The sequence below is a fragment of the Micromonospora cynarisoli genome, from assembly GCF_030518815.1.
Taxonomy (GTDB): Bacteria; Actinomycetota; Actinomycetes; order Mycobacteriales; family Micromonosporaceae; genus Micromonospora; species Micromonospora wenchangensis.
Window position 1 is genome coordinate 442,689 of sequence record NZ_CP130426.1, and the last position, 26,667, is coordinate 469,355.

The window sequence follows — 26,667 nt, forward strand, 5'->3', positions numbered from 1 at the left end:
GGACTCTCAGCTGCGCCGGACCGACAGCGTGTGGGCCAGGTCGGTCAGCGCGCCCCGCACCTCTGCGGCGATGGGCAGGGAGTCGAGCGCCGCCACCGCCTGCTCGGTGCGGGCGTGGATCATCTCTTCGACCGTCCGCAACGCGCCGGTGTCCCGCACGATGTCCCGCAGCCGCAGTGCCTCCCGCTCGCCGAGGCGCGGGTTGCCGTGCCACCGGGATATCTCGGCGGTCTGGGTGGCATCCGCCCGTTCCCTGGTCAGCGCCATGAGCACGGTGGACTTCCCGCTGCGCAGGTCGCTCAGGGTCGACTTGCCGGTGACCGCGTCGTCGCCGAACACGCCGAGAACGTCGTCACGCAGTTGGAACGCCTCACCGATCGGGACGCCGAACCGGGAGAGCTGGTCCACCTCGGGTCGGGTCGCGCCGGCCAGCATCGCGCCGATCTGCAGCGGACGCTCCACGGTGTACTTCGCCGACTTGTAGAGCAGGATCGTCAGGCAGTCGGCCAGGTCGGCCCGGACGGCCTCGCCGCGGACGTCGAGATACTGCCCGAGCAGCACCTCGACGCGCATGCTCTGGAGCAGCCCGGCCGCCGCCGTCACCCGCTCCGGAGGCAGGCCGCAACTGTGGAACGCCTCGTCGGACCAGGTCAGGCAGAGGTCACCCCAGAGGATTGCCGCGTTACGGCCGTAGTTTTCGGGGTTGCCACGCCAACCGAGCCGGCGGTGTGCCTCGGCCATGGTGACGTGCAACGTCGGATTGCCCCGCCGGACGTCGCTGTCGTCCATGATGTCGTCGTGCACCAGGGCGAAGAGGTGGAACAGCTCCAGCGCCGCGGCGGCCATGATGATGCCGGGATCCCCGTCACCGCCGAACGCCCGCCAGCCCAGGCAGCAGAACGTCGGTCGGGTGCGTTTGCCCCCCGCGAGTGCCAGGGCGCGTAGGGCGTCGACTCCGTCGCGCCACTCGGGGTTGGCGTTCATGTCCCGCCGGGCGGTGAGGAAGCTGTCGATCGTGCGTTCCACCTCGACCCTGAGCGCGGACCCGGAGAGGCCGGGCACGCCTCGGGCGGTTTCGCTGGTGGCGGTCATCTGTCCCCCGTCCGGTCGCAGGCGATGCCGACGGCAGGTAACCGGTGTCCGGTCCCGCCGGGTTGAACGGTCGCGCAGGCTGGATGCGGCAGAGCGAGGCCGACCCCCGATGTGAAGTGATCACGATCAGTGACGGCCTATGGGGGGTGGCCTGCACTTACGTGACCCCTCGTGGCTGACTGGGTATCCACTGTAGCCGATCGGTGGGTGTCCGGGACCCCCTACTTCACTTATCCCAATTTCCCGTGTGGGGCGTTTTGTTCTTCTAGGGGGTTGACTAGAGTCGATTGACCGTGGATTGTTGTGCGAGCGAAAATTGACCGATCCGGACGGTGGGGGAGCGGTATGGAGCGGGTCGTGCTACTCGACCACGATGGCCAAGCCGTTGGTGAGCAGGACAAACACACTGTCCATGACGGACACACACCGCTCCACCTCGCATTTTCCTGTTACGTCTTCGGCAATGACGGGCGCTTTTTGATGTCGCGCCGATCGTTGCGGAAAAAGACGTGGCCAGGTATCTGGACCAACAGCTTCTGTGGTCATCCCGCCCCAGGTGAGGCGATGACCGACGCCGTCCACCGGCGGGCGTCCGCTGAGCTGGGCCTCACGCTGAGCGACCTTCGTCTGGCGCTGCCCCGCTTCCGCTACCGCGCCGAACTCGACGGTGTGGTCGAGAACGAGCTGTGCCCGGTCTACGTGGCCCGCGCGGTGGGCGACCCGGTGCCGAACCCGGACGAGGTCGACCAGGTCGAGTGGGTCGAATGGGACTCGTTCCGGGGCCGGGTCCGGACCGACCCGACCCTCTCCCCGTGGTGCCGGCTGCAGGTCGACGAACTGGCGGGGCTCGGCCCCGTGCCGGGCGAGTGGCCCACCGGCGACGCCGCCGAGCTGCCTCCCGCAGCCCGAGCCGCAGTCGCCGGGCACGGCTGACCAGATGACGTCTCACGAACCGCGGACGGCTGCGACGAACTGGGCGCGTTACGTGGCCTACGTCGGCGGCCACCGGCGCTGGTTCCTGCTCCTGGCCGCGCTCATCCCCCTCGACGTCGGCACCCAGTTGGTGGCGCCGCAGGTCGTGCGCCGGTTCATCGACGCGGCGGTGGGCGGCCGGTCGCAGGCCGAGCTGGCCGGATACGCCATGGTCTTCGTGGTGCTCGCGGTCGTGCGGCAGGTGCTGTCGACGGGCACCGGCTGGGTCTCCGGCCGGGTCGCCTGGCGGACGACCAACGAGGTGCGTCACGACCTGCTCGCGCACGTGCTGCGGCAGGGACCGACGTTCTTCCTCCGGCACCCACCCGGGGAACTGGTCGACCGGATGGACGGCGACGTCACGCGGCTGGCCAAGCTGATGTCCGAACTCGTGCTCGACATCGCCGTCCAACTGCTGATGATCATCGGCATCGTCGTGGCGCTGTTCCTGCTCGACTGGCGGTACGGCGCGCTGTTCACCCCGCTCGCCGTGGTGATGCTCCTGCTGCTGCGGCGTCTGCTCGGCCGCGCGGTGCCGCTCATCGCCGACCGCCAGCGGGCGGAGGCGGGCCTGCTCGGCTATCTCGAGGAGAACCTGACCGGGCGGGAGGACCTCAACGCCAACGGCGGGACGACGCACGCCCTCCAGACGGCCTGGGAACGGATCACGCACCACTACCGGCTCGCCCGGCGGGCCGCCCGGGCCACGGTCACCTGGCCGGCGGCCGTCCAGGTGCTCACCGCCGTCAACCTCTGCGCGGCGCTGGCCACCGGCGTGTGGCTCAGCCAGCACCGGGGGGCCAGCGTCGGCACCGTCTTCGCCGGGCTGTCGTACGCGATCCTGCTGCGGATGCCCCTGGTCAGCATCACCTCGCGGTTCCAGGACGTGGAGAACGTCCTGGGCAGCGTCCGCCGCATCGAGGAACTGTTCGGCGAGGCCCACATCGTCCCCGACGGCGGCGACGCCCTTCCGCCCGGACACGGCGCGGTGAGCTTCACCGGCGTCACCTTCGCCTACGACGACCGTCCGGTGCTGTCGGACGTCTCGTTCACGATCCCCGCCGGCCGTCGGGTGGCGCTGGTCGGACGCAGCGGCGGCGGGAAGTCGACCATCCTGCGGATGCTGTTCCGCCAGTACGACCCGCAGGCCGGGACGGTCTCGATCGGCGGGGTGGACGTCCGGCAGCTGGACGTCGTCGCGCTGCGCTCCCGCATCACGCTCGTCACCCAGGACGTGCACGTCATAGCCGGCACCCTGCGCGACAACCTGACCTTCTACGACGACCGGTGGTCCGACGAGGAACTGCTCCGGTCGGTGGAGGAGGTCGGCCTGGGCACCTGGTACGCCGCCCTGCCCGAAGGTCTCGACACGCGGATCGGACCGGGGGGAGCCGGGCTGTCGGCCGGCGAGGAGCAACTGCTCGCGCTGGCCCGGGCACTGCTGACCGACCCCGACATCGTGCTCCTCGACGAGCCGTCGGCCCGCCTGGACCCGCATGCGGAGCGGCGGCTGCGCCGGACGATGGAACGGTTCATCGAGGGCCGCACGGCGCTCGTCATCGCGCACCGGCCCGAGACGCTCACCATCGTCGACGACGTGATGGTGGTCGAGGAGGGGCGGGTCGTGAGCCTGACGCCCCGGCCCGACCCGACGGGCGGCACCGACGAGCCGGCCGACCAGCGGTTCCCCGTGGGGCGGTCCTGACATGACCACGACGAACGGCGGCCGGGCACGCCTGCTGTTGGCCGGTCGCGGACGCCGGTACGCCGTGCTCACCGCCGTGTGGGCAGTGCTGCGCCTGGGCATGCTCGCCCTGGGACTGTTGATGCAGATGGCATTCGACTCCCTCAGTGGACAGTCGGCCGCCGGCCTGAACCTGTGGAGTGTCGTCGCGCTCGTCGCCGGCATCGAGGCCGCACGCATCTCGCTGCAGTTCAGCACGGTCGTGCCCTGGCTCGAACCGCGCATGCAGTACCACACCGTCGGCGCGTTGCGGATGTCGCTGTTCGAGTCACTGCTCGAACCGCCACCGCAGGCCGCCCACGGCAGCGTGGGCGAGGCGGTCGCGACCGTCGGCACCGACGCCGCCGACGCCGGCTTCTTCGTGGTGTGGTCACCGATCAACATCGCCCGCTGGCTCTTCGCGGTCGCCGCGATCACCATCATGATGCGCATCGACGTGCTCATCACACTGAGCATCCTCGGGCTCTTCGTGCTGATCGTGGCGCTGATGCGCCTGGTGCACGGGCGGATGGTGGCCTACCGCGAGCAGAGCCGCGCCCAGACCGCACGGGTCACCGAGGCGCTGCGCGAGGTGACGGGTGTGGCGCTGGGCGTGCAGGCCGCGCGGGCCGAGAAGGCGGTCACCCGGCACCTCGACCGGCTCAACGCCGACCGGGCCAGGGTCGCCATCGCCGAGGAACTCGCCGTCGTCGTGCAGCGCAGCACCCTGCTGAACGCCGCTCCGCTCGGCACCGGGGTCGTGCTGCTGATCGCCGCCCCGGCCCTCAGCAGCAACCGCCTGTCCATCGGCGACATGGTGCTGTTCACCTTCTACCTCCAACTGCTCGTCGACACCCTCGCCTCCCTCGGCGTGCTCACCGTCCAGTTGCAGCGCGTGCTCGTCGCGCTGCGCCGGATGACGGCGATCACGGGTGGCCGGCTGCACCCCCGGCACGGGATGGACCTCGATCACGGCCGGCCCGGTGCGATGACCGGTGTCCCGCCGCGGCAACCGCCCCCGCCGCCCGCCGCGGGCCCGCCCACGATCACGGTCACGGACCTCACCGCCCGGCACGAGGGCGCGGCCCACGGGCTGGCCGGCGTCGGCTTCACGATGCCGGCCGGGCAGCTGACGGTGGTGATGGGCCAGGTCGGCTCGGGCAAGACCACGCTGTTGCGTGCCCTGCTCGGCCAGGTGCCGGGGGCCACCGGTGAGGTGCGCTGGGACGACGTCGCGCTGCCCGACGACCGCCGCGCGGTGCTCGTGCCGCCCCGGTGCGCATACACGCCGCAGGTGCCGCGACTGTTCACCGGCACCATCCGGGAGAACATCCTGCTCGGGCTGCCGGAGGACCGGCTGGCCGAGGCGGTGTCCCGGTCGGCGCTCGACGCCGACCTGACGGCGATGCCCGACGGGCTCGACACGGTGATCGGGCCGCGCGGCCTGCGCCTCTCCGGTGGCCAGGCACAACGGGTGGCCGTGGCGCGGATGCTCGTGCGACGTACCCCGTTGGTGCTGTGCGACGACGTCTCCAGCGCACTCGATCCCGAGACGAGCGACGCCCTGTGGGAAGGGATCCTCCGCGACGGCGGCAGCACCGTCCTGGCGGTGTCCCACCGGCCCGAGGTGCTCCGCCGGGCCGCCCTCGTCGTCGTCCTGCACGACGGTCGGCCGACGGCGGCCGGGGCCCCGGAAGACCTGCTCGACAGCTCCGAGGAGATACGCCGGCTCTGGTCCGCCGCCCACGACTGACCCCATCCGGAGGTACCGATGTTCGAGCTTGTGACCCGGCCGGTCCGGTGGGCGATCCGGCGCGGCTACCAGCCCGCCGAGGGCGATCCACCGCCCACCGAGTGCATCGTGGTCCACCCCGGACCGACCGTCGCCCGGTCCGGAATCGGGGCCCGGGCGGTTGCCGCGGCGCTCGGCGACGGCTTCGCCGGTGGGTTGGCGTTGGTCCTGCCGACCTACGTGGGTCGCGCACCGCTGTCGAGCCACCGCGAGAGCGTCGAGGAACTCGTCAGTCAGCTCACCGATCTCCCCCCGACGGTGGCCGCCCGCCCGCTCGTGCTGGTCGTCGGCATGCAGTACCGCGACGACCAGCACGACGAGGCGGTCGAGCGGTTGAGCCGGCTGAGCGAGGTCGCGGCCTTCCCGGGCGGGCTGACCTTCGTCGGCATCGCGATGCCACAGGCCGGGAAGAGCCGGATGCTCAACGCCGCGTTCGCGATGGCCACCGGCCTCGGCCTGGCCGGCGTGGCGTGGGTCGACGACGACGTGACGTTCAGCACCGGCTGCATCGGCCGGCTGTTCGAGGACTTCCTCGCCCGTGACGCCCGGGGCTCGGTCGGGGCGAGCAAGGTGCCCCAACCCAACCCCTACGCGGCGGCCCGGCTGCTGCACCGGGGCAAGGGGATCACCAAGACGCCGAAGTTCAGCTACCCGCACGGCTGCTGCATGGTGGTCGACGCCGACCTGGTGGCCCGGGGCATCCCGGACCGCTACACCTGCGAGGACGACTACTTCTGCTTCGCGCTACTCGACCCCCGCGACGAGAACCCGCTGCACCGTACGCACATCGTCGCGGACGCCGTGAGCTACCACCTGACCGGCGGCCCGGCGGGCGAGATCAGACAGCGCGTCAACCGCTCGCTGCTGACCGCTGCGGTGTTGATGGCCGACTTTCCCGCCGACGTCGCCGGTCGGTACTGGCGCATGTACTTCTACGGGCTGTGGCCGCTGGCACCCGCCGCCCGGGGCCAGGGGGTCCGCTTCGCGGCGAAGAAGTGGCTGCTCAAGTCGATCCACTTCGGCTGGTTCTCGACGGTGGCGTTGGGGCTGGCCGTACGCGGCCTCGCCGGCCGGCCCCGACGCGAGATCCCCTGGTCGGCATACAAGAAGCACGCCAAACCAACGGCCTCGTCGGTCCCGTTGTCTCCCACGACCTCCGGAGGGGAACGCGCATGACAGACATCGCGAAATACATCAAACAACGGGCACAGGGCAAGGGTGTCCTCAACGTGCTCAGCGGAGTGTCCCGCACCTACCTCAACGGCACCGGAACCAAGACGCTCAGCGACGCCGCCTGGCTCAAGCAGAAGTCCAGCCGTACGCCACCGCAGTTCAGCATGATCGCGATCGAGACGATGAGCGGCTGCAACTACCGCTGCTCGTTCTGCCCCATCGGCACCATCAAGATGCCGTCCGGCCGGATGTCGATGGAGCTCTACGAGTCGCTGCTCGACCAACTCGCCGACTTCACCGGCGTCATCCACCCGTACCTGTTCAACGAGCCGCTGCTGGACCGGCGGCTGCCCGAGATGGTGCGGATGGCCAAGGAACGCACCAGGGCGTCGATCTCCATCCAGACCAACGGCTCCAAGCTCACCGAGGAGTTGGCCGACGAGCTGACGAAGTACGCCACCGTCGTCGTCAACGACTACACCACCGACCTGTCGGTGCTGGAGAAGGTCCGCCGGTACCCGGCACGACCCGAACTGGTGCTGGTCGACCGCGACCCGGACGCCACCCTCACCAACCGGGCCGGCAACGTGCTGGGGCGGCCGACCGTACTGCTCAACCAGTTCTGCGTACGGCCGTTCAACGAGTTCTACATCACCCACGACGGCCGCGTCGTCCTGTGCTGCCAGGACTGGAGCGTGCAGGAGGTCATGGGCAACGTCAACGACAACACCATCGAGGAGATCTGGAACAACGACAGGTACACCGCCCGCCGCGCGAGCCTGCTGCGAAAGGAGCGGACCGACCTATGCGCGAAGTGCGACTTTCCGGGAATCTGAGCACGGTCCCGGCTGCCGCCCCGGTGCTGACGGCGCTCCGGGCACAGGCCCCCGGGCTGCTGCACGTCGTGGATCCGTACAAGGTGCCGCTGGCCGAGGCGGTCGAGAAGGCTCGGGCGATGGCCGACCTCGGTCATCCCGCGCTACTGGTCGGCAGCACCGACAACCCCGCGTTCGACCAGCAGGTGGCCCCCTACGTCGCCGAACTGCGCGAGCGGACCGACCTGCCGCTCATCCTGCACTTCCCGTCGATACCCGGACGGGGCGCCCCGCTCTGTCCGGGCGCCGACGCGGTGCTGGTGCACGCGGTGCTGAACTCGGTGCGGTCCTTCTTCGTCACCGGTGGCCTGGCCGCGACCGCCCGCACCGCGACCGCGCTCGGGGAGGACGGACCCGAACTGCTGCGCTCGGCGTCGTTCGCCTTCGGCACCGACGGCAAGACCCACGAGGCGGTCGGCGCCCTCCCGGCGGCCGAGGACGGCGTCGAACTGCCCCGGCTGGTGGCCGCGGTCGCCGCCGCCGACTTCGACCTCGCCTACCTGCTCTACCGGCACGGCCGGGTCCCCGACCGGGTCCTGCGTGCCTACCGGCGCGGCCTGGCACCCCAGCAACTGCTCTTCGTCGGCGGCGGGGTCAGCTCGTACCGTCAGGTCCGCGAGTACCACGACTGCGGCGTCGACTGGGTCGTCGTCGGCAACGGCCTGGAGACCGCCGACTGGCGGGACACCCTGCACGGCATGTCCGGCCGTCCGGGCGGACGGCCCGGCAGCGTCGGCGACCCCGCCGTCCCCCCGGCACTCGCCGCCGCGTTGCAGCGCGGGCTGCGCCGGCCCGTACGGTCCGATCCGGCAGGTCGACAGGCCTACGCCACGAACGTCGGTCGGCTGCACGAGCTGCTGCCGGCCGTGGTGACCCCGGTGACCTCGGCCGAGGAGGTCGCGCACGTCCTGCGGACGACCCGTGCGGCAGGCACACCCGTCGCGGTGCGGGGAAGTGGACACTCCTTCGGCCGGCAGGGCCTGTCCGACGGCGGGGTACTGATCGTCGGTGAGCCGGGGGACCCCGCCGTCCGGGTGCTCGACGACGGCACCGCCGAGGTGTCCGCCCGGGCCCCCTGGTACGCCGCCGAGCTGGCCCTGAACGCACAGGGACGCAGTATCCCGGTGCTGACCAACCATCTGACGGTCTCCATCGGCGGCACCCTGTCGGTCGGCGGCTACGGCGAGGGCACGATCACCCACGGCGGCCAGGTCGACCTGGTCCAGCGGTTCCGGCTGATCCTGCCCGACGGGCAGGCCCGGTGGTGCTCGCCCGTCGAACTGCCCGAGCTGTTCCGGTACGGCATCGGCTCGCTCGGCACCCTGGGCGTGCTGGACCGGGTGGTGCTGCGCACCATCGACCACCAGCGGCACACCACCATCGCGACGTGCCGGCACCCGTCGCTGAGCGCCCTGGTCGAGAGCATCGGGTGGATGGCCGAGGAGCAACGGTCGCCTGTCGACCTCTTCTCCGCCCAGCACTACGAGGGCGGTTTCATCGCGACGTACGGGATGCGGGGCGACGCCCCACTGCCGGAGCGACTCCGCGGACAGGTCGAGACCCGGGTCGAGGCGGACTGGCCGTTGCGGTCGATGCGCGAGTCGCGGCGCAACCCGGCCGACCCGTCGGTGCACTTCATTTGGGCCGACTACTGCCTGTCGCTGCCGACCGCCGTCGCGTTCGCCCGGTTCCTCGACGCGGAGATCCTGACGAGCCCCGGCTACCGGGAGGGCGCGGGGCGGCTGCTCATGCTCGGCGTGCACCACCCGGAGCAGCGTCCGGGCGTGCCGTTCACCCCGGCGGCCGGTCTGCGGGGCCTGGCGCTCGGCTTCGGGCTGTACTTCAGCGTCCCGCGCGGGGACCGGCCCGCCGTCGACCGGGTGCAGGGCCTGCACCGTCGGGTGCTGGCCGAGTGCCTCGCGCTCGGCGGGCGGCCCTACCTCGCCGGCTGGTACGACCTGGACGAGGCGGACCTGCGGTCGATGTACGGCGACGACCTCACCACCCTGCGCCGGCTACGCCGGGAGCTGGACCCGCAGGGTCTGTTCAATCCGGGACTGCTGGCATGACACCGCGAGCGCGACGGAGGGAGTGGGCATGACCCGCAGCGTGCAGGTCATCTCGATGCGCACCTGGGGAGAGCTGGGGAACCTCCTGGCCGGCCGGACACTCGCCGCGACCCTGGCCGCCGGCCTCGACGACGTCGACGTCACCGTCGTCGAGGCCGAGACGATCTTCCCGCAGTTCGCCGAGGCCGGGGCCGCCATCCGTGAGCTGGTGGCGGCCCGGCTGCCCGCCGACGAGGTCCGGGCCGGCTACCTGCGCCTGATGGCCGACTTCACCAGCCGGCTGCCGGGCGGCCTGGACGACGACCCGGTGCCGACGGCGACCGCCGACCGGCTGACCGCCGTCGTCGAGCACTTCTCCCGGACGAAGCCGGACCTGGTGATCGGCACCAAGGGGGTGATCTCCCGGCTGAGCCACGCCGCGCTGCGGGTCGCGGACTTGGCGATCCCGGTGGTCAACTACGTGACCAACGAAGGGCTGCTCCGGCTGCCGGTGCACCGGGCCCCGCACCTGCCGGTGCACCTGGTGCAGTTCGACCGGGCCAGGGACTATCTCGTCCACGAGCACGGGTACCGGCCCGAGCGGGTCGTGCCGGTCGGCCGGCTGCTCGCGCAGGCCCAGGCCGCCCAGGTCTTCGAGGGCGCCGCGCAGGGTGGCCGCATCGGTGGCACCGACGCCGATGCCATCGAGTCGGCGCTGGCCGAGGCGCGTACCCGGGTCCTGATCCTGTCCAACCGGGGCGGACGGGAGTATCTCGCCGCCGTCGAGCGGATCGCCGACGCCCATCCCGCCGCGGCGCTGGTCTTCATCGCGTACAACAATCCGGCGCTCGCCGCCGAGGCCGCCGAACTGCTCACCGAGTTGAAGGTGCCGGCCTGGCAGACCTTCGACCGGCTGGCGCAGGGCGACTACCTGCGGTATCTGTCCTGGCTCCACGCCGCCGATGCGCCGCTGTTCATCTCCAAGACCGGACCGAACTCCATGCTGGAGGGGCTGTACTTCGGCATCCCGCAACTGCTGGTGCGCTCCGGCCTACCGATGGAGGAGTGGGTCGGCCCGTTCCTCGCCGAACACGAGGTCGGCCGCGGCTTCGACCGGATGGAGGACCTGGTCGACGTCGCCGTGCGTTGGCTGGGCGACCCCGACGAACTGCCCCGACGCCGTCACCTGGCCACCACCCTGGCCCGTACGCTGCTCGACCCGGACCGGGCCCGACGGCGGACCGTGGCCGCCGTCGCCGCGGTGCTCGACGGCGGGCCGGTGCGGATCGACGAGGAGGAACCGTGCTCTCCGGAGTGAGCGGCCTGGACGACGAGTGGGCGGTCGCGCAGCGCGTCCTGCTGGACCGGGTCACCGACCGGCTCGCCGGGATCGGCATGACCCCGGCCGGGCTGGAGTACGTCCGGCAGATGAAGGGCTATCCCCGCATCCCCTACTTCGCCTCCCTCTGGGTGCCGGACCCGGCACTACGGCAGGAGTTGGGGATCGCGATCTGCACCCACGCGATGGGGATCAAGCTCGTCGACGACCTGATGGACGGTGACCAGCCGATCCGGCCCTGGGACCAGATCCTCGGCATGTTCCTCACCCAGAGCAGCACGGCGACCTTCGGGGCCCACCACCGGCCGGCCGAGGTGCTGCGCGTCTTCGACGAGGACTACGGGGTGATCTGGCGGGAGCAGATCAACGAGGCGGAACGCCCGGCACACGACCTGGACAGCTGGATCCACTACGCCAGCATCAAGTCGGGTCGGATGATGATGTGCTACGCCTCCGCCGCCTGCCTGGCCGCCGACGTCGTGGACCGGCTGCCCGCCGCGCGCGCGTTCTGCGAGGCGTTCGGTGTCCTGTTCATGATCGGTGACGACATCCGTGACCACCGCGACCTCGGTGAGGCCGGTGGCAACCTGTGCCACCTGATCCGCAGCGGTCGGGTGAGCCGCGACGCGGCTGTCGCGGCAACCCGCTGGTGGCGCGCGCAGGCGCTGCGCGCCCTGGCGGAGTTCCCGCCCGAGTTCCCGATCGCCGGCTTCATGGCCGACTTCGCCGACCGCCTGATCACGTTTCTGCTGGAGGACGACCGTGTTGACATTTCCTGAGTTCAAGGCCGAGATGGACGCCAGCCAGGCGCGGGTGGTCCAGCGGTGTCTCACCGAACTCACCAGTCTGGGCATGTCCCGACAGGGGCTGGATTTCGTGCGCGAACTCCCCGGCTACCCGCGTACGCCGTACTACACGACGTTGTGGGTGCGCGACCCCCGGGTGCGGGCCGACCTCGGCGCCGGGGTGTCGATCCACGCGGTCGGCGTGAAGCTGATCGACGACCTCATCGACGACGATCAGCCGCTCTCGCCGCGTGACCAGATCTTCGGGGTCCAGTTGCTCTCGGTCGGCACCACGCTGCTGGCCAGCCACGAGCGCCCGGTCGAGGTGCTGAAGACGCTCGAGGACGACTACCGGGACATCTGGCGGCAGGAGATCGTCGAGGTCGCCGCACCCCGGCCGACCACCGTCGAGTCCTGGATCGCGGCAGCCCGGATCAAGGCCGGGGTGATGCTCGCCAACTACGCCGCGGTCAACTGCCTCGCGGGCGGGGTTCCCGAGATGGTGGGGCCGGCCCGGGAGTTCGGTGAGGCACTGGGCGTGCTCTACATGATCGGCGACGACGCGGTCGACTTCGACGAGATCGAGGAGCGCGACGGGAACCTCGCCCACCTGGTCGTCTCGGGCGCGGTCGACCTGACCGACGTCGCCGCCGCGATCGACGAGTGGCGCGACCGGGCCGCCGCGGCGGTACGGCAGGGCGACCCGGTGTGCGACCTGGTGCCGTTCTTCGACCACTTCGCGGTGAAGCTCAAGGGCCTGCTCAGCCGGCCGGCGGCGACCGTCTGATGACGCCACACCAACCGCTCGCCCGGCTGCTGGCCGGGAAACTGCTGGATCCGGCACCCGAGGGCGGTCAGCGGGACTTCGGCCGGCTCCACCGCCGGCAGCCGCAGGCGGTCGTCTTCCCCGCAGGCGTCGCCGACGTGCAGGAGACGGTGCGGTACGCCCTCGCCGGCGGGCTGGCGGTCGTCGCACGGGGTAACGGGTGCAGCAGCAACGGGCAGAGCCTCACCGACGGCCTGCAACTGGACACCACCGCGTTGGACCGGATCGAACTGGTCGGGGCGGCGACGGTGCGGGTCGAGCCGGGGGTGCGCTGGGGAACTCTGCACCGCTGGCTGCACGAGCACGGCCTCGCCCTGCCGGTCGTCACCAGCAACGAACACGCCACGGTCGGCGGGACGCTGTCGGTCGGCGGGTTCGGGCCGACGTCACCCTTCGTCGGCTCGGTCGTCGACCAGGTGACGGCGCTGGACGTCGTCACGGGTGACGGCGCGCTCGTGCACGCGACCGCCGACGGCCCGCACCCGGAGTTGTTCCGGTACGCGCTCTGCGGTCTCGGCCAGGTGGCGGTGATCGTCCGGGCCGACCTGCGGGTGGTCCCCGCGGAACCGGCCGTCCTGGTCCGCCGGCTCGGCGGCGACGACCTCGCCACGGTGGCGGAGCAGGTGTGGGGCGACGAGCGGCTGCGGGTGTGTCGCACGGTGTACTCCACCGCCGCCCGCCGGTGGAAGGTCGAGGTGGGCCGGGCAGCGTCGGCTGAGACGGCGGCCGGGTCGGACGAGACCCCGGTCGCCGATTACCACCAGCGGCTGTTCGAGGCGGAGGCGGGATTCTCCGTCGGCATCGCCCGCGCCCAGGTCGCCGCGGGTCTGCTGGCGGACGACGCCGAGGCGCGTCGGCTGTGGAGCGACTTCTTCCTGCCGATGGAGAAGGCCGACGCCTTCTTCGCCGGGGTCCGCGACAGGTTCGCCGACCCCGCCGTGATCCCGGTGGTCAACGGCGCGTTCCTGCGCCCCGGGGACCGGCCCCGGCCACCGCTGAGCCCGCTGCCCGCCGCCGACCGGGTACGCACGTTCGGTTTCTACTGCATCGTGCCTCCGGATCGGGTCGACGCGTACCGGGAGCACTTCGACGCGGCGGGGGCGCTCTGTCACGACCTCGGCGGCCGGGTCTACCTGCACGGCTACCACCGGGTGGAGCGGGACTTCTACCGGGCCCAGTTCGGTGCGCCGACCGTCGACCGGTGGCGGGAGGTGAAGCGCCGCTACGACCCGGGAACCGTGCTCGGCCCACGGCTGCCGATCTGAACCGTCTCGTGGCCCGGCCCGCCGGCGGGTGCCCGCCCGCGCGGTGCCGGCGGTGTCGGTTCCGGACCGGGTCACGTCGAGGGCGGTCCGATTCCACAGATGATCGACGCAAATCGATTAGTGTTGGTGCTCGCGAGGTGCACCGACACTCGGTGCCGACAGGCATCCTCGCTCCGCCGCGCAGCCCTGCGCCGTCCCCGAGGAACCACAGCCGCCATGAGACCGAAGAACTGCCTTCTCGGCGTCGCCGCGGCGGCCGTGACGCTGGCCGCCGCCCTGGGCGGCGTCAGCGTGCCCACCACGGCCTCGGCCGGCACGACCCCGTCCTCCAGCACCGCCGTGCCGAGCAGCCCGCCGCCCAGCGGGGCCGCCTGCACCGTCCGGTACTCGGCCTACACCTGGGACACCTACCTGACGAGCAGCATCACCGTCACCAACACCGGCGTCACCACGATCACCTCCTGGCGGCTGACGTTCCCGCTGCCCACCGGGCAACGCATCACCACCGGCTGGAACGCGGTGTACTCGCCGTCCAGCGGCACGGTCACCGCCCGTGGCCTGGACGACAACGTCACCATCGGGCCGGGCGGAGCGATCGCGATCGGGTTCGTGGCCGACCACGCCGGCAACACCGGCGGTCCCACCTCGTTCACCCTCAACGGGACGCCCTGCTCCCTGGGCTGAGCAGGCGGCCAGGCGACGTGGCCGACCCGCAGGTCTCGTCGGACGGAGCGCGTTCTCAGGCCGCTGCGTCGTCCGGCGAGGGCGCGGTGCGGCGCAGTTAGCGCAGGACGGCGTGGCGGCCAGCAGCAGCGCCACCTCGTCGAGGTCGACGACGTGACGCACCCCGTCGCAGAACTCCGGTAGGCCCCAGGCGGCCCGCAACGCCGTCACGAGATCGCGGTTCACGCCCACCCGCAACCGGCAACCGGCGAAACCCCGGGAACAGTCCGTCGGGTCCGGATCAGGCGGCCGCCTGCCGGGGGCAGAGCATCGGGTGCAGCAGCCGGGACAACTCGTCGACGTCGGCGACGGGTCGCGCGAAGCCCACCCGGGTCCGGCGGAGGGTGTCGGGCCGGCCGTGGGCGACGAGCAGGCCGTACCTGTCGATCCGGACCACCCGGGGCGTCTCGGTCCCGGGCAGCGTCAACCGCCGGCGCAGGTGGGCGGCGACCTGCTCGGCGTGGTGGTCGGCGAGGTCGGCCACCAGGTCGGCCTCGGCCGCGTGCAGCGGGTCGGGCTCGGCCTGCGCGTACGCCTGCGGATCGATCAGCCGCGTCGCGCCGGCACGTTCCCAGCGGGCCTCGGTCACCGCGAACCGGTGCAGCAGGAACCGGCTGCCCACGTCGAGCAGGTCACCTGTCGGTCGGGTGGCGGCGAAGTCCACCGCGGCCTGTCGTGCCTCGTCGCCGTCGAGGCGTTCGGCCCAGCCGGACAGCCAGGCCCGGCCGAGCGACGGTGCGCCGGCGGTGGGCGGCAGGTCGAGCACGTCGAGGACCGCGGCGACGTCGGTGTCCCCGGTGGATGGGGTGAGCGCCGTGGCGAGGTCGCCGAGCGCCGGCACCAGCAGCAGCACCCGGCCCTGCGGGTCGGTGGCGTGCCGGACCTGCTGCGGGCCGGGGGTGCGGGCCAGGTGGGCGAGGGCGGGCAGGTGGCCCGCGACGAGGGTGCGCACGATCTCCGCCGGGCTGGGTCGCATGATCCCGATCTCCTCAATGTAGGTTAGCCTTACCTAACTGGCAGGCTAGACCATCCGATCGGAGACGTCGAACGTGAACCACCCCCGTCCCAAGGCCCGGCTCTCCCGTGCTCTCGGCATCCCGCTGACCCGCAAGTGCGTGCGGTACTTCGAGCGGCGTCCCTACCCGCCGGGCGTGCACGGCCGCAACCGGCGCAAGACCTCCGACTACCAGGTGCGGTTGCTGGAGAAGCAGCGGTTGCGCCACCAGTACAACGTCAGCGAGGCCCAGCTGCGCCGGACGTTCGACGAGGCCGCCCGGGGCGTCGGGAAGACCGGCGAGTCGCTGGTCGCGCTCCTGGAACGGCGACTCGACGCGGTGGTGCTGCGGGCCGGGCTGGCCCGCAGCATCTACCAGGCACGTCAGCTCGTCGGGCACGGCCACTTCAGCGTCGACGGACGCAAGGTCGACCGGCCCTCGTACCGGCTGCGGCCCGGCCAGGTGGTCGCGGTGCGCGAGCGCAGCCGCGCCCTGCCACCGTTCCAGCTCGCCGCCGCCGGCGCGCACGCCGACGACCGACCCCGGCCGTACCTGTCGGTGGAGCTGACCGGGCTGCGCGTCACCCTGCTGCGCGAGCCCGCCCGGCACGAGGTCCCGGTGATCTGCGACGAGCAACTCGTGGTGGAGTTCTACTCCCGCTGAGTGGTCAGCGGCGGCCCGGTCCACCGCGCGTGCCGCCGGTACGGCGCCGGCGGGTCGCCGCCGGCCACCACCGGCCCCGGCGCGGCCCGGGTCGGCGTCGCGTCGGCGCGGGCGGCCCACGCCGTCCACAGGCGGGCATAGCTGCCGCCGGCCGTGACCAGGTCAGCGTGCGGGCCGCTCTCGACGATCTCGCCGTGGTCCATGACGACGATGTGGTCCGCGGTCACGGCCTGGGTGAGGCGGTGGGCGACGACCAGGGCGGTACGTCCCGCCAACGCCGCGGCGGCGGCCTGTTCGAGATCGCGCGCTCCTGCGCTGCCGGCTTCCGCGGTCGCCTCGTCCAGCACCACGACCGCCGGGTCGAGCAGCACCACCCGGGCGAGCGCCAACTGCTGCGCCTGCGCCGCGGTCAGTGGGTGGCCGCCCTCGCCGACCACGGTGTCCAACCCGTCGGGGAGGGCGAGCGCCCAGGACAGGGCGCCGACCCGGGCCAGGGCCGCGGTCAGCTCCTCCGGCGAGGCACCGGGTCGGGCCAGCCGCAGGTCCTCGGCGAGCGGACCGGCGAACACGTGGGTCTCCTGACTGACCAGGGCGATCGTCCGGGCGGGCAGCTCGGCGACCGGAACGCCACCCAGGGTGGCCACGCCGTGCCCGGGTCGCAGGACCCCGGCGGCGATCGACGCGACCGTGGTCTTCCCGGCGCCGGTGGAGCCGACCAGCGCGACCACCCGGCCCGCCCCGACCCGCAGGGAGACGTCACGCAGCACCGGCGTCGCCCCGTCGTAGCTGAAGCTGACGCCGTCCAGCACGAGGTCGTGCGTCGACGGCCCGGTGCCTCCCGCGCGACGGTCCGGGTCCATGCGCAGCACCCCGACGAGACGGGCGAGGCTCGCCCCCGCGTCCTGGGCTTTGTCGAAGGTGACCATCAGCTGCAGGACCGGGCCGAACAGCCGGTGCAGCAGCAACGCGGCCGCCGACACCTCGCCGAGGGTGACAGCCCCCCGGCGTACGAGCAGGAACCCCACCACCAGCACCGCCCCGAGCCCGGCCAGCTCCGCCCCGTTGATCCGTCCCACGAACCGGGTGTAGAGGGCGAACACGCTCGTCGAGAGGTCCCGGGCACGGGCGGAGGCGTCCGCGATGCCGGCGAGGTGGCGGTCCTCCAGCCGGTAGGCGTGCACCGTGGTGATGCCCTGCACGCTCTCGACGAACCGCTGGGACCGCTGCGCGACGGCGACCCGCTCGGCCGCGTAGGCCGGCGCGGCCCGGGGGAGGTACCACCGCGAACCGAGCACGTAGAGCGGGACGGCGACCGCGCCGGCCAGCCCGAGCCGCCAGTCGATGCCGACGATCGTGCCGAGGCTGATCGCCGCCAGCAACAGGGCCGAGACCAGGGTGGGCAGAACCTCGGTGACGGCCCGGTCGATGGCGCTCACGTCCGCGCCGACCCGCGAGACCAGGTCGCCCCGGCCCACCCGGTCGAGCACCGCCACGGGCAGCCGCAACGCGACGTCCAGGGTGCGTTCGCGCAGGTCGGCGAGGATGCCAGCGCCCAACCGGCGGATCAGGTGGGCGCTGACGCCGGTGGCCGCACCGCCGACGACGGCGGCGGTCACGATGAGCACGGCGACCGGAACGAGCGCCCCGGTGCCGCCACCGGCGCGGACCCGGTCGACCAGCAGGCCGAAGGCGTAGGCGGGAACGATCGCGGTGGCGGCGGCGAGCAGCCCGACGACCAGCGTGCCGACGGCGACGCCCCGGCGGGCCCGTAGCTGCGCCCCGAGCCACGCCCTGCTCTCGCGCGGGCCGGCCACGGGCAGGGTCGGGGGCGTCACCGCAGCACCGCCCGGCGGTAGCTGTCGTCGTGGGTGACGAGTTCCGCGTGCGCGCCCTCGGCGGCGACGACGCCGTCGGCGACGAACACGACCCGGTCGGTGGCGGCCAGCAACGTCGGACTGCTGGTGATGACGACGGTGCCGTACCCGCCGTCCGACCCGTGCCGCAGCGTACGGATGCCGTCGGCGACGGCCTGTTCGGTGACCGCGTCGACGGCGGTGGTCGGGTCGTGCAGGACCAGCAGCGGCGGTCCGGCGAGCAACGCGCGGGCGAGCGCGACGCGTTGCCGCTGGCCGCCGGAGAGGTTCGCGCCGCGTTCGGTGACCGGCATGCGCAGGCCCTCCGGATGCAGGTGCGCCACCTCGTCGGCGGCAGCGGCGCGCAGGGCCTCGTCGAGCCGTCCGCCGTCGTGGTCGTGGTCGTGCAGGGCGACGTTCGTGGCGAGGGTGCCGCTGAACAGGTCGGTGTGGTGCGGTTCGCTGTGCAGCAGGCGGCGCGCCCGGTCCCGGTCCACGGTCTCCAGGCGTTCGCCGCCGAGCAGGACGTCACCCGAATGGCCGTCGGGCACCGCCAGCAGCCGCGCCAGCGCCTCGGCGTCCGCCGGCCGGCGGGCCACGACGCCGACGAACTCCCCGGCGCGGACGTGCAGGTGCAGACCGGCCAGCGGGCCGTACGTCACGTCGGTCAGGCGCAGCTCGCACCCGTCGGGCGCGGCGGCGCCGGGCGGTAGGACCACGTCGGCCCGCAGGACGGCGGCGACCCGGTCCGCCGCCGCGCGGGCGGCAGCGGTCCAGCTGGGTACGACCGCGAGCACGCCGAACGGTTCGACGAGGAACTGTGCGGAGCCGATCACCGTGATGAACTGGCCGACGGTGATGCGGCCGGTGAGCGCGAACCAGCCCGCCATCAGCGCGATGCCCCCGGCGAGCAGACTGCTCAGCATGGTGGACGCGCCCAGGTACGCGTTCTGGGTCCGGGAGGCGCGCAGCGTGGCCGCCAGGCTGTGACGGCTCACCCGCCGGTACCGCTGCACCCCGGCGTCCTGCGCGCCGATGCCGCGCAGCGGGCGCAGCCCGGTGACCAGGTCGGTGGCGAGCGCGCTGGCCCGACCGGCCTGGTCCTGCTGTTCCTTGACCCGCCTGGCGATCATCGGGGCGGTGAGGGTGAGGACCGCCAGCACGACCGGGATGGCGATGAGCACGGTCAGCCCGAGCGGCGTCGAGATCAGCAGCAGCGCGACCGCGCTGACCGTGACCGCCACCAGCGCGCTGGTGACCCGCGGGATGTGGTCGAGCAGGTAGGAGGTGTATTCGGCGTCGGTGGTGGTGACGGCGAGCAGGTCGCCGGTGTGCCGCCCGGTGCGGAGCACGCGCGGGTGGAGGATCTTCGCCGCCAGTTCGACACGCAGTCGGTGGCCTTCCTCGGCGATGGCCCGTTGCAGGTGCCGCGCGCCGAAGCGGTACGTCACCACCAGGACGAGATAGACGACGGCCAGGGTCGTGGTCCAGCCGAGCAGCGCGGTCACCTCGCCGGTGGCGACGGCCCGGTCGACGATGACGCCGATGAGGATCGGCACCAGGGCCGCGCAGAGTTGGTAGACGCCGGCCAGCGCCGTGCCGGTCCAGAGGCGTCGCCCGTTGCGGGCGACCGCCCGGCGCAGGACCGCAGCGCCGGTACTGACCTTGCTCACTACGTAGAACCCCCTGGTCAACGGCTCAGGAACGTGGAGTACTTTACCGATCAAGTTTAGGTAAGCCTGTCCTTACTATGTGAGTTGGAGTACTCCGCATGCGCCCCACCCGGCTGCTCACCGGAATCGTCGCGGTCGCCACCACGCTCGCCCTCGCCGCCTGCGGCGGATCCGCCGGCACCGACGAGGAGCCCGCCGCGTCCGGGTCCGCGACGGCGACCTTCCCGCTGACCGTCACCCACGCGCTGGGCACCACCACCATCGAGAAGAAGCCCGAGCGGGTCGCCACCGTCAACTGGGCCAACCACGAGGTCCCCCTCGCCCTCGGCGTCGTCCCGGTCGGCTACGCCAAGGCCAACTTCGGCGACGAGGACGGCGACGGGCTGCTGCCCTGGGACGCCGCGCGGCTCAAGGAACTCGGCGCGTCGACCCCGGTGCTCTTCGACGAGACCGACGGCATCGACTTCGAGGCGGTGGCGAACACCAGGCCGGACATCATCCTGGCCGCCTACTCCGGCCTGACCAAGCAGGACTACGACACCCTGACCAAGATCGCGCCGGTCGTCGCGTACCCGAAGGCGCCCTGGGCCACGTCCTGGCGGGACAGCATCAAGCTGGAGAGCATCGCCCTCGGCCTGGCCACCGAGGGCGATGCCCTGATCGCGAAGATCGAGAAGCAGATGAAGGACGAGGCCGCCCGCTACCCGAAGCTCGCCGGCAGGTCGGCGATGTTCCTGACCCACCTCGACCCGACCGACCTCAGCAAGATCAGCTTCTACACCACGAACGACACCCGGGCGCAGTTCTTCACCGACCTCGGCATGACCCACCCGGAGAGCATCGCGAAGGCCTCCGCGACGACCAAGGAGTTCAGCCTCACCCAGAGCGCCGAGCAGGTGCAGAACCTCAGCGACGTGGACATCATCGTGACCTACGGCGACGCCGACGGCACCACCCTGGCCACCCTCCAGAAGGACCCGCTGCTGTCCAAGATCCCCGCCGTCAAGCGCGGCTCCTTCGTCTCCCTCCCCGGCAGCACCCCGGTCGCCACCGCCGCCAACCCGACGCCGCTCGGCGTCTCGTACGTCCTCAAGGACTACGTCGACCTGCTCGGCAAAGCCGCCGACAAGCTCTGATGACCGCTCCGACGACATCCGGGCCGGACGTCGCCCTGCGGCGACGCCCGGCCCGGACGCGCCTGACCTGGCTCCTGGTCGTCCTCGGCGCACTGGCCCTCGCCCTGGTCGCGTCGGTGGCCTTCGGCTCCCGGATCGTCGGCTGGGCCGACATCACCGCCGCGCTCGGCGGCACCCAGGACACCCTCGACCAGGCGGCCGTCGTCAAACGCCTGCCCCGTACGGCGCTCGCCGCCCTCGTCGGCGCGGCCCTGGCCCTGTCCGGCGCCGTGATGCAGGGCGTCACCCGCAATCCGCTCGCCGACCCGGGCATCCTCGGGGTGAACATGGGCGCGATGCTGGCCATCGCCGTCGGCATGGCCACCGTCGGCCTGTACACCGCCACCGCGTACATCTGGGTCGCCATCGCCGGAGCGGCGGTGTCCTCGCTGTTTGTCTACGCGGTCGGCTCGCTCGGTCGCGGCGGCGCCACCCCGCTCAAGATCGCCCTGGCCGGGGCGGCCACCTCCGCCGCCCTCGCGTCGCTGGTGGCCGCGGTCGTGCTGCCCCGCGGCGACATCGCCGAGAACTTCCAGTCCTGGCAGGTCGGCGGCGTCGGCGGGGCCAGTTGGGACAGCATCGGCCAGGTTCTGCCGTTCCTGCTCGCCGGGCTGGCCATCTGCCTGCTGTGCGCCCGGGCATTGAACTCCCTCGCGCTCGGCGACGAACTCGCCGCCGGCCTCGGCGAACGCGTCGCCCTGGTCCGCGGGATCGCCGCCGCCGGCGCGGTGGTGCTCTGCGGTGCCGCCACCGCGGTCGCCGGACCGATCGCCTTCGTCGGCCTGATCGTGCCGCACCTGTGCCGGCTGCTCGTCGGACTCGACCACCGCTGGCTGCTGCCGTTCGTGACCCTGGTCGGTGCCGCGCTGCTGACCGTCGCGGACGTCGCCGGACGGGTGGTGAACCGCCCCGACGAGATCGAGGCCGGCATCATCACCGCCCTCATCGGCGCCCCCTTCTTCATCTACATCGTCCGCCGGCAGAAGGTACGTGAACTGTGAGCACCACGACCCTGGAGGCCGTCACCCGCGGCCGGGTCCGGCGCAACCGACGACGCCGCGCCGTGCTCGCCGCCCTCACCCTGGCGGTGGCCGCCATGGTCGCCGTCTCGTTGATGGTCGGGCGGACCTTCTACCCGGCCGGCGACGTGCTGCGGGTGATCCTCGGCGAGACCGTGCCCGGCGCGTCGTTCACCGTGGGTGAACTCCGGCTGCCCCGCACGGTCCTCGCCCTGGCCACCGGGCTCTGCTTCGGCATGGGCGGGGTCACCTTCCAGACCATGATGCGCAACCCGCTCGCCAGCCCCGACATCATCGGCATCAGCTCGGCGGCGAGCGCCGCGGCGGCCTTCGCCATCATCGTGCTCGGCCTCGGCGAGACCGGCGTCGCGGTCTTCGCCATCGTCGCCGCGCTCGGCGTCGCCGTGCTCATCTACCTGCTGTCGTTCACCGACGGTGTGGCCGGCACCCGGCTCGTGCTGATCGGCATCGGCATCGCCGCCATGCTCAACAGCGCCACCGCGTACATCCTCAACCAGGCCGGCCAGTGGGACCTGCAGGCGGCGACCCGCTGGCTCAACGGCAGCCTCAACGGCTCCACCTGGGACGAGGCGGTGCCGGTGCTGGTCGCCCTGGCCCTGTTCGGCCCGGTGCTGCTGAGCCGGGCCCGCAGCCTGACCATGCTGCAACTCGGCGACGACACTGCGGCGGCGCTCGGCACCCGGCTGGAACGTACCCGGCTGGTGGCGATCGTCGCGGCCGTCGGCCTGATCGCGTTCGCCACCTCGGCCACCGGGCCGATCGCGTTCGTGGCCTTCCTGGCCGGGCCGATCGCCGCCCGGCTCGTCGGGGCCGGTGGCTCACCGCTGCTCCCGTCCGCCCTCGTCGGCGCGCTGCTGGTGCTGGTCGCCGACTTCATCGGCCAGTTCGCCTTCGACATCCGGTTCCCGGTGGGGGTGATCACCGGGGTGCTCGGTGCCCCGTACCTCATCTACCTGCTCGTCCGTACGAACCGCGCCGGAGGCTCGCTGTGACCACCGACCACGCACTGACGACCCGGAAGCTGACCGTCGGCTACGGCGACCGCGTCGTCATCGAATCGCTCGACCTGCTCGTGCCGCCCGGCCGGATCACCGCGATCGTCGGGGCCAACGCCTGCGGCAAGTCGACGCTGCTGCGGTCGATGTCGCGGCTGCTCGCCCCGCGCACCGGTCACGTCATGCTCGACGGCCGGGAGGTGCACCGGATGCCGGCCAAGGAACTGGCCCGCACCCTCGGCCTGCTGCCCCAGTCGCCGATCGCGCCGGAGGGCATCACCGTGGCCGACCTGGTGGGCCGGGGCCGCAACCCGCACCAGCGGTTGCTGTCCCGCTGGAGCAGGGACGACGACCGCGCGGTCGCCGCCGCCCTCGACGCCACCCACACCGCCGACCTGGCCGACCGGTCGGTCGACGAACTCTCCGGCGGCCAGCGCCAACGGGTGTGGATCGCGATGGCGCTGGCCCAGCAGACCGAGCTGCTGCTGCTCGACGAACCGACCACCTTTCTCGACGTCAGTCACCAGGTCGAGGTGCTGGACCTGCTCACCGACCTGAACGCCACGCGCGGCACCACCATCGTGATGGTGCTGCACGACCTGAACATGGCGGCCCGCTACGCGGGCCACCTCATCGCGCTCGCCGACGGCGGCCTGCACGCGGCCGGACCGCCGGCCGAGGTGCTGACCGAGGAGTGTGTCCGCGCCGTCTTCGGCCTGGACAGCCGGGTCATCGTCGACCCGGTCTCCGGCCGGCCGTTGATGCTGCCGATCGGCCGTCACCACGTCTCGGCCGGCCGCCCCTAGCCCGGTCGGTGGCCGGGGATCTCCCCGCCGGCTCAGCTCACCGGCGGGCCGGACGGCTCGCCCGTACGCTCCACCGCCCGTCGGTGCGGGTGAGGCGGATGGGATGGTCGAAGCACTTGCTGACCTGGTCGCTGGTGAGGACCTCGTCGGCGGGGCCCGACGCCAGCGGGTGTCCGTCCCGCAGCAGCATGACGTGGGTCGTCCCGGGAGGAAGTTCCTCCAGATGGTGGGTGACCAGGACGGACGCGAGCTGCGGGTAGGTGTCTTGCAGCGCGTCGAGCCGCTCGATGAGCTGTTCGCGTCCGGCCACGTCGAGGCCGGTCGCTGGCTCGTCGAGCAGCAGCAGGCGGGGGCTGGGCATCAACGCGCGGGCGATGAGCGTGCGGCCCCGTTCCCCCTGCGACAGGGTGGGCCACCGCTCCCCGCGCCGCTCACCGAGGCCGAGCAGGCCGATCAACCGGTCGGCCTCGGCGACCTGCTCCGGCGTCGGCTGCCAACGGGGAACGCGGTCGTTGGTGTTGGTCAGCCCGGTCAGCACGACGTCGCGCACGGTGAGCGGCGAACCCGGGTCGTGCCGTGGATTGACGTGGCCGACGTAGGAACGCAGCTCCCGCAGGTCGACCCGGCCCAGCCGGTGCCCCAGCACCTCGACCGTGCCGCGGGTGGGATGGGCGACCGCCCCGAGGAGGCTGAGCAGCGTGCTCTTGCCCGCCCCGTTGGCGCCGAGCAGCGCCCAGTGCTCGCCGGCCCGTACCGTCAGTGAGACCTCGGACAGGATCGGCCTGCCGTCGCGGACGACGGCCGCGTCCGTCACGCACAGCACCGGCGGCGCGGTCACGGAGAAACCCTGCGGCAGCGGTCGGGCAGCATGCGGAAACCGTAACAACTTCTCCAGCGTCAGCCCGGTCGAATCTCCCGGGGTGGGACGGGCCCCGGACCGGCTGAGCCGGGAGCGGTGTGACAGGCGGGCGGTCGAGGATCGGCAACGGACCCGGCCCAGGGCGGGGCAGCCCTGGGCCGGATGAGTGCTCCGTCGTCGATCAGGCGATCTTGATGTCGCTGCACCACATGTAGGTCTGGTCCGCGTGCGACGCCTTCCAGATGAAGAACAGGACGTGGCTTCCGGTACGCGACGACGGGATCGAGACGTTGAACGAGATGTTCTGTGCCGGTGCGTACCGCCCGGTCGTGGTGATCAGGTCGAGGTTGCCCCACCCGACCGTCTGGGTGGCCGGGTTGAACCCCTGCTTGGTGACGTAGACCCGGAAGAAGTCCGCACCGTGGCTGGCCTGGTCGTACATCTGGACCGTGAGGTTGCGGCTGACGGTGGTCGCCTTCCAGGCCCCCGCCTTGTTCAGCGAGTTGTTCCGGGACAGGGCGTTGCTGCACAGCTGGCCGTCCGGGGTGCTGGGCTGGTACTGGCCGGCCAGGCCGTCGCGCAACGCGCTCATCCAGTTCCACATGGTGTCCGGGTTGGCCTGCCACGCCTGCCAGCACATCGGGTCCTGCTGCTGCATGGCCGGGTTGGTGTGCTGGCTGCCCCAGGTCTGCCAACACTGGTACGCCCGGGTCGCCGGGTTGATGATCGTCCCGTGCGCCTGGGCGGGGCTGGTCATGGGCAGCGTACCGACCACCATGGCGAACATCAGGACGAGCGCCTGGAGGGACCGGCGGGCGGTTGACCGGGGACGTCCGCCGGATTGGTCGGACTGGTGTGAACGCACTGTTCATCCTCCATTCGTCGGTACGAGACATCGGGAGGCGAATGCTCCCGAATCCACTGTGGCACCTATGCGGAGAAATATCAACGTTGATCGATGTTTAGTCGGATTGGATCGAGCTGTCGGATGTGGTCGAGCTGTCCGAGATCACCGCATCGGCGACGGGCACGACGGATCGGGGACACGGCATCGCCACAGGTCGATACCGGGTCCGGCGGCCGGAACGACCGCTACGACGCCCGGCGCGTCACAGCTTGGCGGCGGCGTCGTAACGGCGACGCAGGTCGGCCATCTCCGTCGCGCCGAGCGCCTCCTGCTGCGCCATCGTCGCGTACGCGGGCGGGAACATCTCCCGGAGCCGGTCGACGAACCTCACCTCCGCGGTCGCCTCGACGACCCGGATGCCCGGAGGATCGGTGGACATGTCCATGATCAGCGGGCCGGCCAGCTTGACCGCCACGTCCCAGGGACGCTTCTGCTCGGCGATCCCGCACAGGTGGAAGCCGTAGACCGTCCGGACGTCGGCGAACGTGGTGGCCCCGGCCGGCTCGTAGCCGTAGACGCGGACCCCGCAGATCACCGGCGGCTTCTCCGCGCCGGCACCCTGCTGGGCGTCGTGTCCGGCATGCTGGTGCTGGGCCGGGTCCGCCCGTTCGAGCGTGGTACGCATCCGGGCCACGATCTGCGCCGGCAGGTCCGCCGACTCCGCCCTCGTGCTGCCCCGGTTGGCCAGCACGACAGTACCGACCGACACCACCAGCAGGATCACCGCCACCCACACCAGGCGGTGCCGGTACCACGCGGAACTCTCGGGGGAACTCATCGCTTCTCACCTCGTCGCCGGTTTTGTGCTGGCGGACCGACGGCGGCTCGGGGCGTCGAACGCGCCGGTCGTCGGGGACACGTGCCAGGGGTGCGCAGGGCGGGCGCAGGTGCCTGCCCGGAGGGATGCCCGCCGTCAGGACGATGGCCCGGCGCGGTGACGTGCAGGCGTCCGCCAGGGTGGCGCGCTGCCCGTACCGCGGTGCTCCCGTGCTGGCCGTGCTCAGCACGGTTGCCCCCGTGCTGCGGCGATATGAGCCATTCCAACACGTCTGGAGCCGCTCTGGCAACATTGACGGGCGTCAGTAGGG

23 protein-coding genes are annotated in these 26,667 nt (G+C 72.1%); 16 read left to right on the plus strand and 7 right to left on the minus strand.

Annotated elements, in window-relative coordinates:
• Positions 1 to 6 precede the first annotated feature (6 nt).
• Positions 7 to 1,092, minus strand: coding sequence for a polyprenyl synthetase family protein (locus Q2K16_RS01525; RefSeq protein WP_302743142.1), 1,086 nt, complete (start codon positions 1,090 to 1,092; stop codon positions 7 to 9).
• Positions 1,093 to 1,437: 345 nt separating this feature from the next.
• On the opposite strand from Q2K16_RS01525, the gene idi reads away from it, so the two are divergent.
• The 11 genes from idi to Q2K16_RS01580 all read left to right on the plus strand — a co-directional run bounded on the left by idi (position 1,438) and on the right by Q2K16_RS01580 (position 14,574).
• Entirely contained in the window at positions 1,438 to 2,025 is a 588-nt protein-coding gene (idi, locus tag Q2K16_RS01530) for an isopentenyl-diphosphate Delta-isomerase (RefSeq protein WP_302743144.1), read from the plus strand.
• 4 nt (positions 2,026 to 2,029) lie between these two features.
• A complete protein-coding gene (locus tag Q2K16_RS01535; RefSeq protein WP_302743146.1) occupies positions 2,030 to 3,769 on the plus strand; it encodes an ABC transporter ATP-binding protein in 1,740 nt (579 codons plus the stop codon).
• A gap of 1 nt (position 3,770) precedes the next feature.
• Complete coding sequence (locus Q2K16_RS01540; RefSeq protein WP_302743147.1) at positions 3,771 to 5,540, plus strand: ATP-binding cassette domain-containing protein; 1,770 nt, start codon at positions 3,771 to 3,773, stop codon at positions 5,538 to 5,540.
• 18 nt (positions 5,541 to 5,558) lie between these two features.
• Positions 5,559 to 6,755, plus strand: coding sequence for a glycosyltransferase (locus tag Q2K16_RS01545; protein ID WP_302743148.1), 1,197 nt, complete (start codon positions 5,559 to 5,561; stop codon positions 6,753 to 6,755).
• Positions 6,752 to 7,588, plus strand: a complete 837-nt coding sequence (locus Q2K16_RS01550; RefSeq protein WP_302743150.1) for a radical SAM/SPASM domain-containing protein — start codon at positions 6,752 to 6,754, stop codon at positions 7,586 to 7,588. The genes Q2K16_RS01545 and Q2K16_RS01550 overlap by 4 nt, the downstream gene beginning before the upstream one ends.
• A complete protein-coding gene (locus Q2K16_RS01555) occupies positions 7,558 to 9,696 on the plus strand; it encodes a geranylgeranylglyceryl/heptaprenylglyceryl phosphate synthase (protein ID WP_302743152.1) in 2,139 nt (712 codons plus the stop codon). Before Q2K16_RS01550 ends, Q2K16_RS01555 begins: the two co-directional genes overlap by 31 nt.
• Positions 9,697 to 9,724: 28 nt before the next feature.
• Positions 9,725 to 10,993 carry a glycosyltransferase family protein gene (locus tag Q2K16_RS01560; protein ID WP_302743154.1) on the plus strand — a complete coding sequence of 423 codons (1,269 nt, stop codon included), beginning with the start codon at positions 9,725 to 9,727 and terminating at the stop codon, positions 10,991 to 10,993.
• Positions 10,978 to 11,793 carry an isoprenoid biosynthesis enzyme family protein gene (locus Q2K16_RS01565; RefSeq protein ID WP_302743156.1) on the plus strand — a complete coding sequence of 272 codons (816 nt, stop codon included), beginning with the start codon at positions 10,978 to 10,980 and terminating at the stop codon, positions 11,791 to 11,793. Before Q2K16_RS01560 ends, Q2K16_RS01565 begins: the two co-directional genes overlap by 16 nt.
• Positions 11,777 to 12,586, plus strand: coding sequence for a polyprenyl synthetase family protein (locus Q2K16_RS01570; protein ID WP_302743157.1), 810 nt, complete (start codon positions 11,777 to 11,779; stop codon positions 12,584 to 12,586). Before Q2K16_RS01565 ends, Q2K16_RS01570 begins: the two co-directional genes overlap by 17 nt.
• Entirely contained in the window at positions 12,586 to 13,890 is a 1,305-nt protein-coding gene (locus Q2K16_RS01575; RefSeq protein WP_302743159.1) for an FAD-binding oxidoreductase, read from the plus strand. Before Q2K16_RS01570 ends, Q2K16_RS01575 begins: the two co-directional genes overlap by 1 nt.
• Positions 13,891 to 14,106: 216 nt before the next feature.
• Positions 14,107 to 14,574 (plus strand): cellulose binding domain-containing protein, encoded by a 468-nt coding sequence (locus Q2K16_RS01580; protein WP_302743161.1) that lies wholly within the window; start codon positions 14,107 to 14,109, stop codon positions 14,572 to 14,574.
• Positions 14,575 to 14,854: 280 nt separating this feature from the next.
• Here the strand turns inward: Q2K16_RS01580 and Q2K16_RS01585 are convergent, their stop codons facing one another.
• A complete protein-coding gene (locus Q2K16_RS01585; RefSeq protein WP_302743163.1) occupies positions 14,855 to 15,589 on the minus strand; it encodes a DUF2470 domain-containing protein in 735 nt (244 codons plus the stop codon).
• 73 nt (positions 15,590 to 15,662) lie between these two features.
• Here Q2K16_RS01585 and rpsD point away from each other — a divergent pair, with 73 nt between their 5' ends.
• Positions 15,663 to 16,271: a 30S ribosomal protein S4 gene (gene rpsD / locus Q2K16_RS01590; RefSeq protein ID WP_088642561.1), complete on the plus strand. Its 609-nt coding sequence runs from the start codon at positions 15,663 to 15,665 to the stop codon at positions 16,269 to 16,271.
• Here the strand turns inward: rpsD and Q2K16_RS01595 are convergent.
• Both Q2K16_RS01595 and Q2K16_RS01600 read right to left on the minus strand, forming a co-directional pair.
• Complete coding sequence (locus tag Q2K16_RS01595) at positions 16,259 to 18,106, minus strand: ABC transporter ATP-binding protein (RefSeq protein WP_302743164.1); 1,848 nt, start codon at positions 18,104 to 18,106, stop codon at positions 16,259 to 16,261. The two genes, rpsD and Q2K16_RS01595, sit on opposite strands and share 13 nt — an antisense overlap.
• A complete protein-coding gene (locus tag Q2K16_RS01600; RefSeq protein WP_302743165.1) occupies positions 18,103 to 19,797 on the minus strand; it encodes an ABC transporter ATP-binding protein in 1,695 nt (564 codons plus the stop codon). The genes Q2K16_RS01595 and Q2K16_RS01600 overlap by 4 nt, the downstream gene beginning before the upstream one ends.
• Positions 19,798 to 19,895: 98 nt before the next feature.
• Between Q2K16_RS01600 and Q2K16_RS01605 the strand changes: the two genes are divergently transcribed.
• The 4 genes from Q2K16_RS01605 to Q2K16_RS01620 are packed head-to-tail and all read left to right on the plus strand — an operon-like array spanning position 19,896 to position 23,813.
• Positions 19,896 to 20,933 carry an iron-siderophore ABC transporter substrate-binding protein gene (locus Q2K16_RS01605; protein WP_302743166.1) on the plus strand — a complete coding sequence of 346 codons (1,038 nt, stop codon included), beginning with the start codon at positions 19,896 to 19,898 and terminating at the stop codon, positions 20,931 to 20,933.
• Positions 20,933 to 21,973, plus strand: a complete 1,041-nt coding sequence (locus Q2K16_RS01610; RefSeq protein ID WP_302743167.1) for a FecCD family ABC transporter permease — start codon at positions 20,933 to 20,935, stop codon at positions 21,971 to 21,973. The genes Q2K16_RS01605 and Q2K16_RS01610 overlap by 1 nt, the downstream gene beginning before the upstream one ends.
• On the plus strand, positions 21,970 to 23,004 hold the full coding sequence (locus Q2K16_RS01615; protein WP_302743168.1) for a FecCD family ABC transporter permease: 1,035 nt from the start codon (positions 21,970 to 21,972) through the stop codon (positions 23,002 to 23,004). Before Q2K16_RS01610 ends, Q2K16_RS01615 begins: the two co-directional genes overlap by 4 nt.
• On the plus strand, positions 23,001 to 23,813 hold the full coding sequence (locus Q2K16_RS01620; protein WP_302743169.1) for an ABC transporter ATP-binding protein: 813 nt from the start codon (positions 23,001 to 23,003) through the stop codon (positions 23,811 to 23,813). Before Q2K16_RS01615 ends, Q2K16_RS01620 begins: the two co-directional genes overlap by 4 nt.
• Before the next feature lie 37 nt (positions 23,814 to 23,850).
• Here Q2K16_RS01620 and Q2K16_RS01625 read toward each other — a convergent pair whose 3' ends face one another.
• The 3 genes from Q2K16_RS01625 to Q2K16_RS01635 all read right to left on the minus strand — a co-directional run bounded on the left by Q2K16_RS01625 (position 23,851) and on the right by Q2K16_RS01635 (position 26,357).
• Positions 23,851 to 24,651 (minus strand): ABC transporter ATP-binding protein, encoded by an 801-nt coding sequence (locus Q2K16_RS01625; protein ID WP_302743170.1) that lies wholly within the window; start codon positions 24,649 to 24,651, stop codon positions 23,851 to 23,853.
• A gap of 202 nt (positions 24,652 to 24,853) precedes the next feature.
• Positions 24,854 to 25,537: a lytic polysaccharide monooxygenase auxiliary activity family 9 protein gene (locus tag Q2K16_RS01630; RefSeq protein ID WP_211291402.1), complete on the minus strand. Its 684-nt coding sequence runs from the start codon at positions 25,535 to 25,537 to the stop codon at positions 24,854 to 24,856.
• Positions 25,538 to 25,781: 244 nt separating this feature from the next.
• Positions 25,782 to 26,357, minus strand: a complete 576-nt coding sequence (locus Q2K16_RS01635; RefSeq protein ID WP_302743171.1) for a hypothetical protein — start codon at positions 26,355 to 26,357, stop codon at positions 25,782 to 25,784.
• Between the last annotated feature and the right edge of the window lie 310 nt (positions 26,358 to 26,667).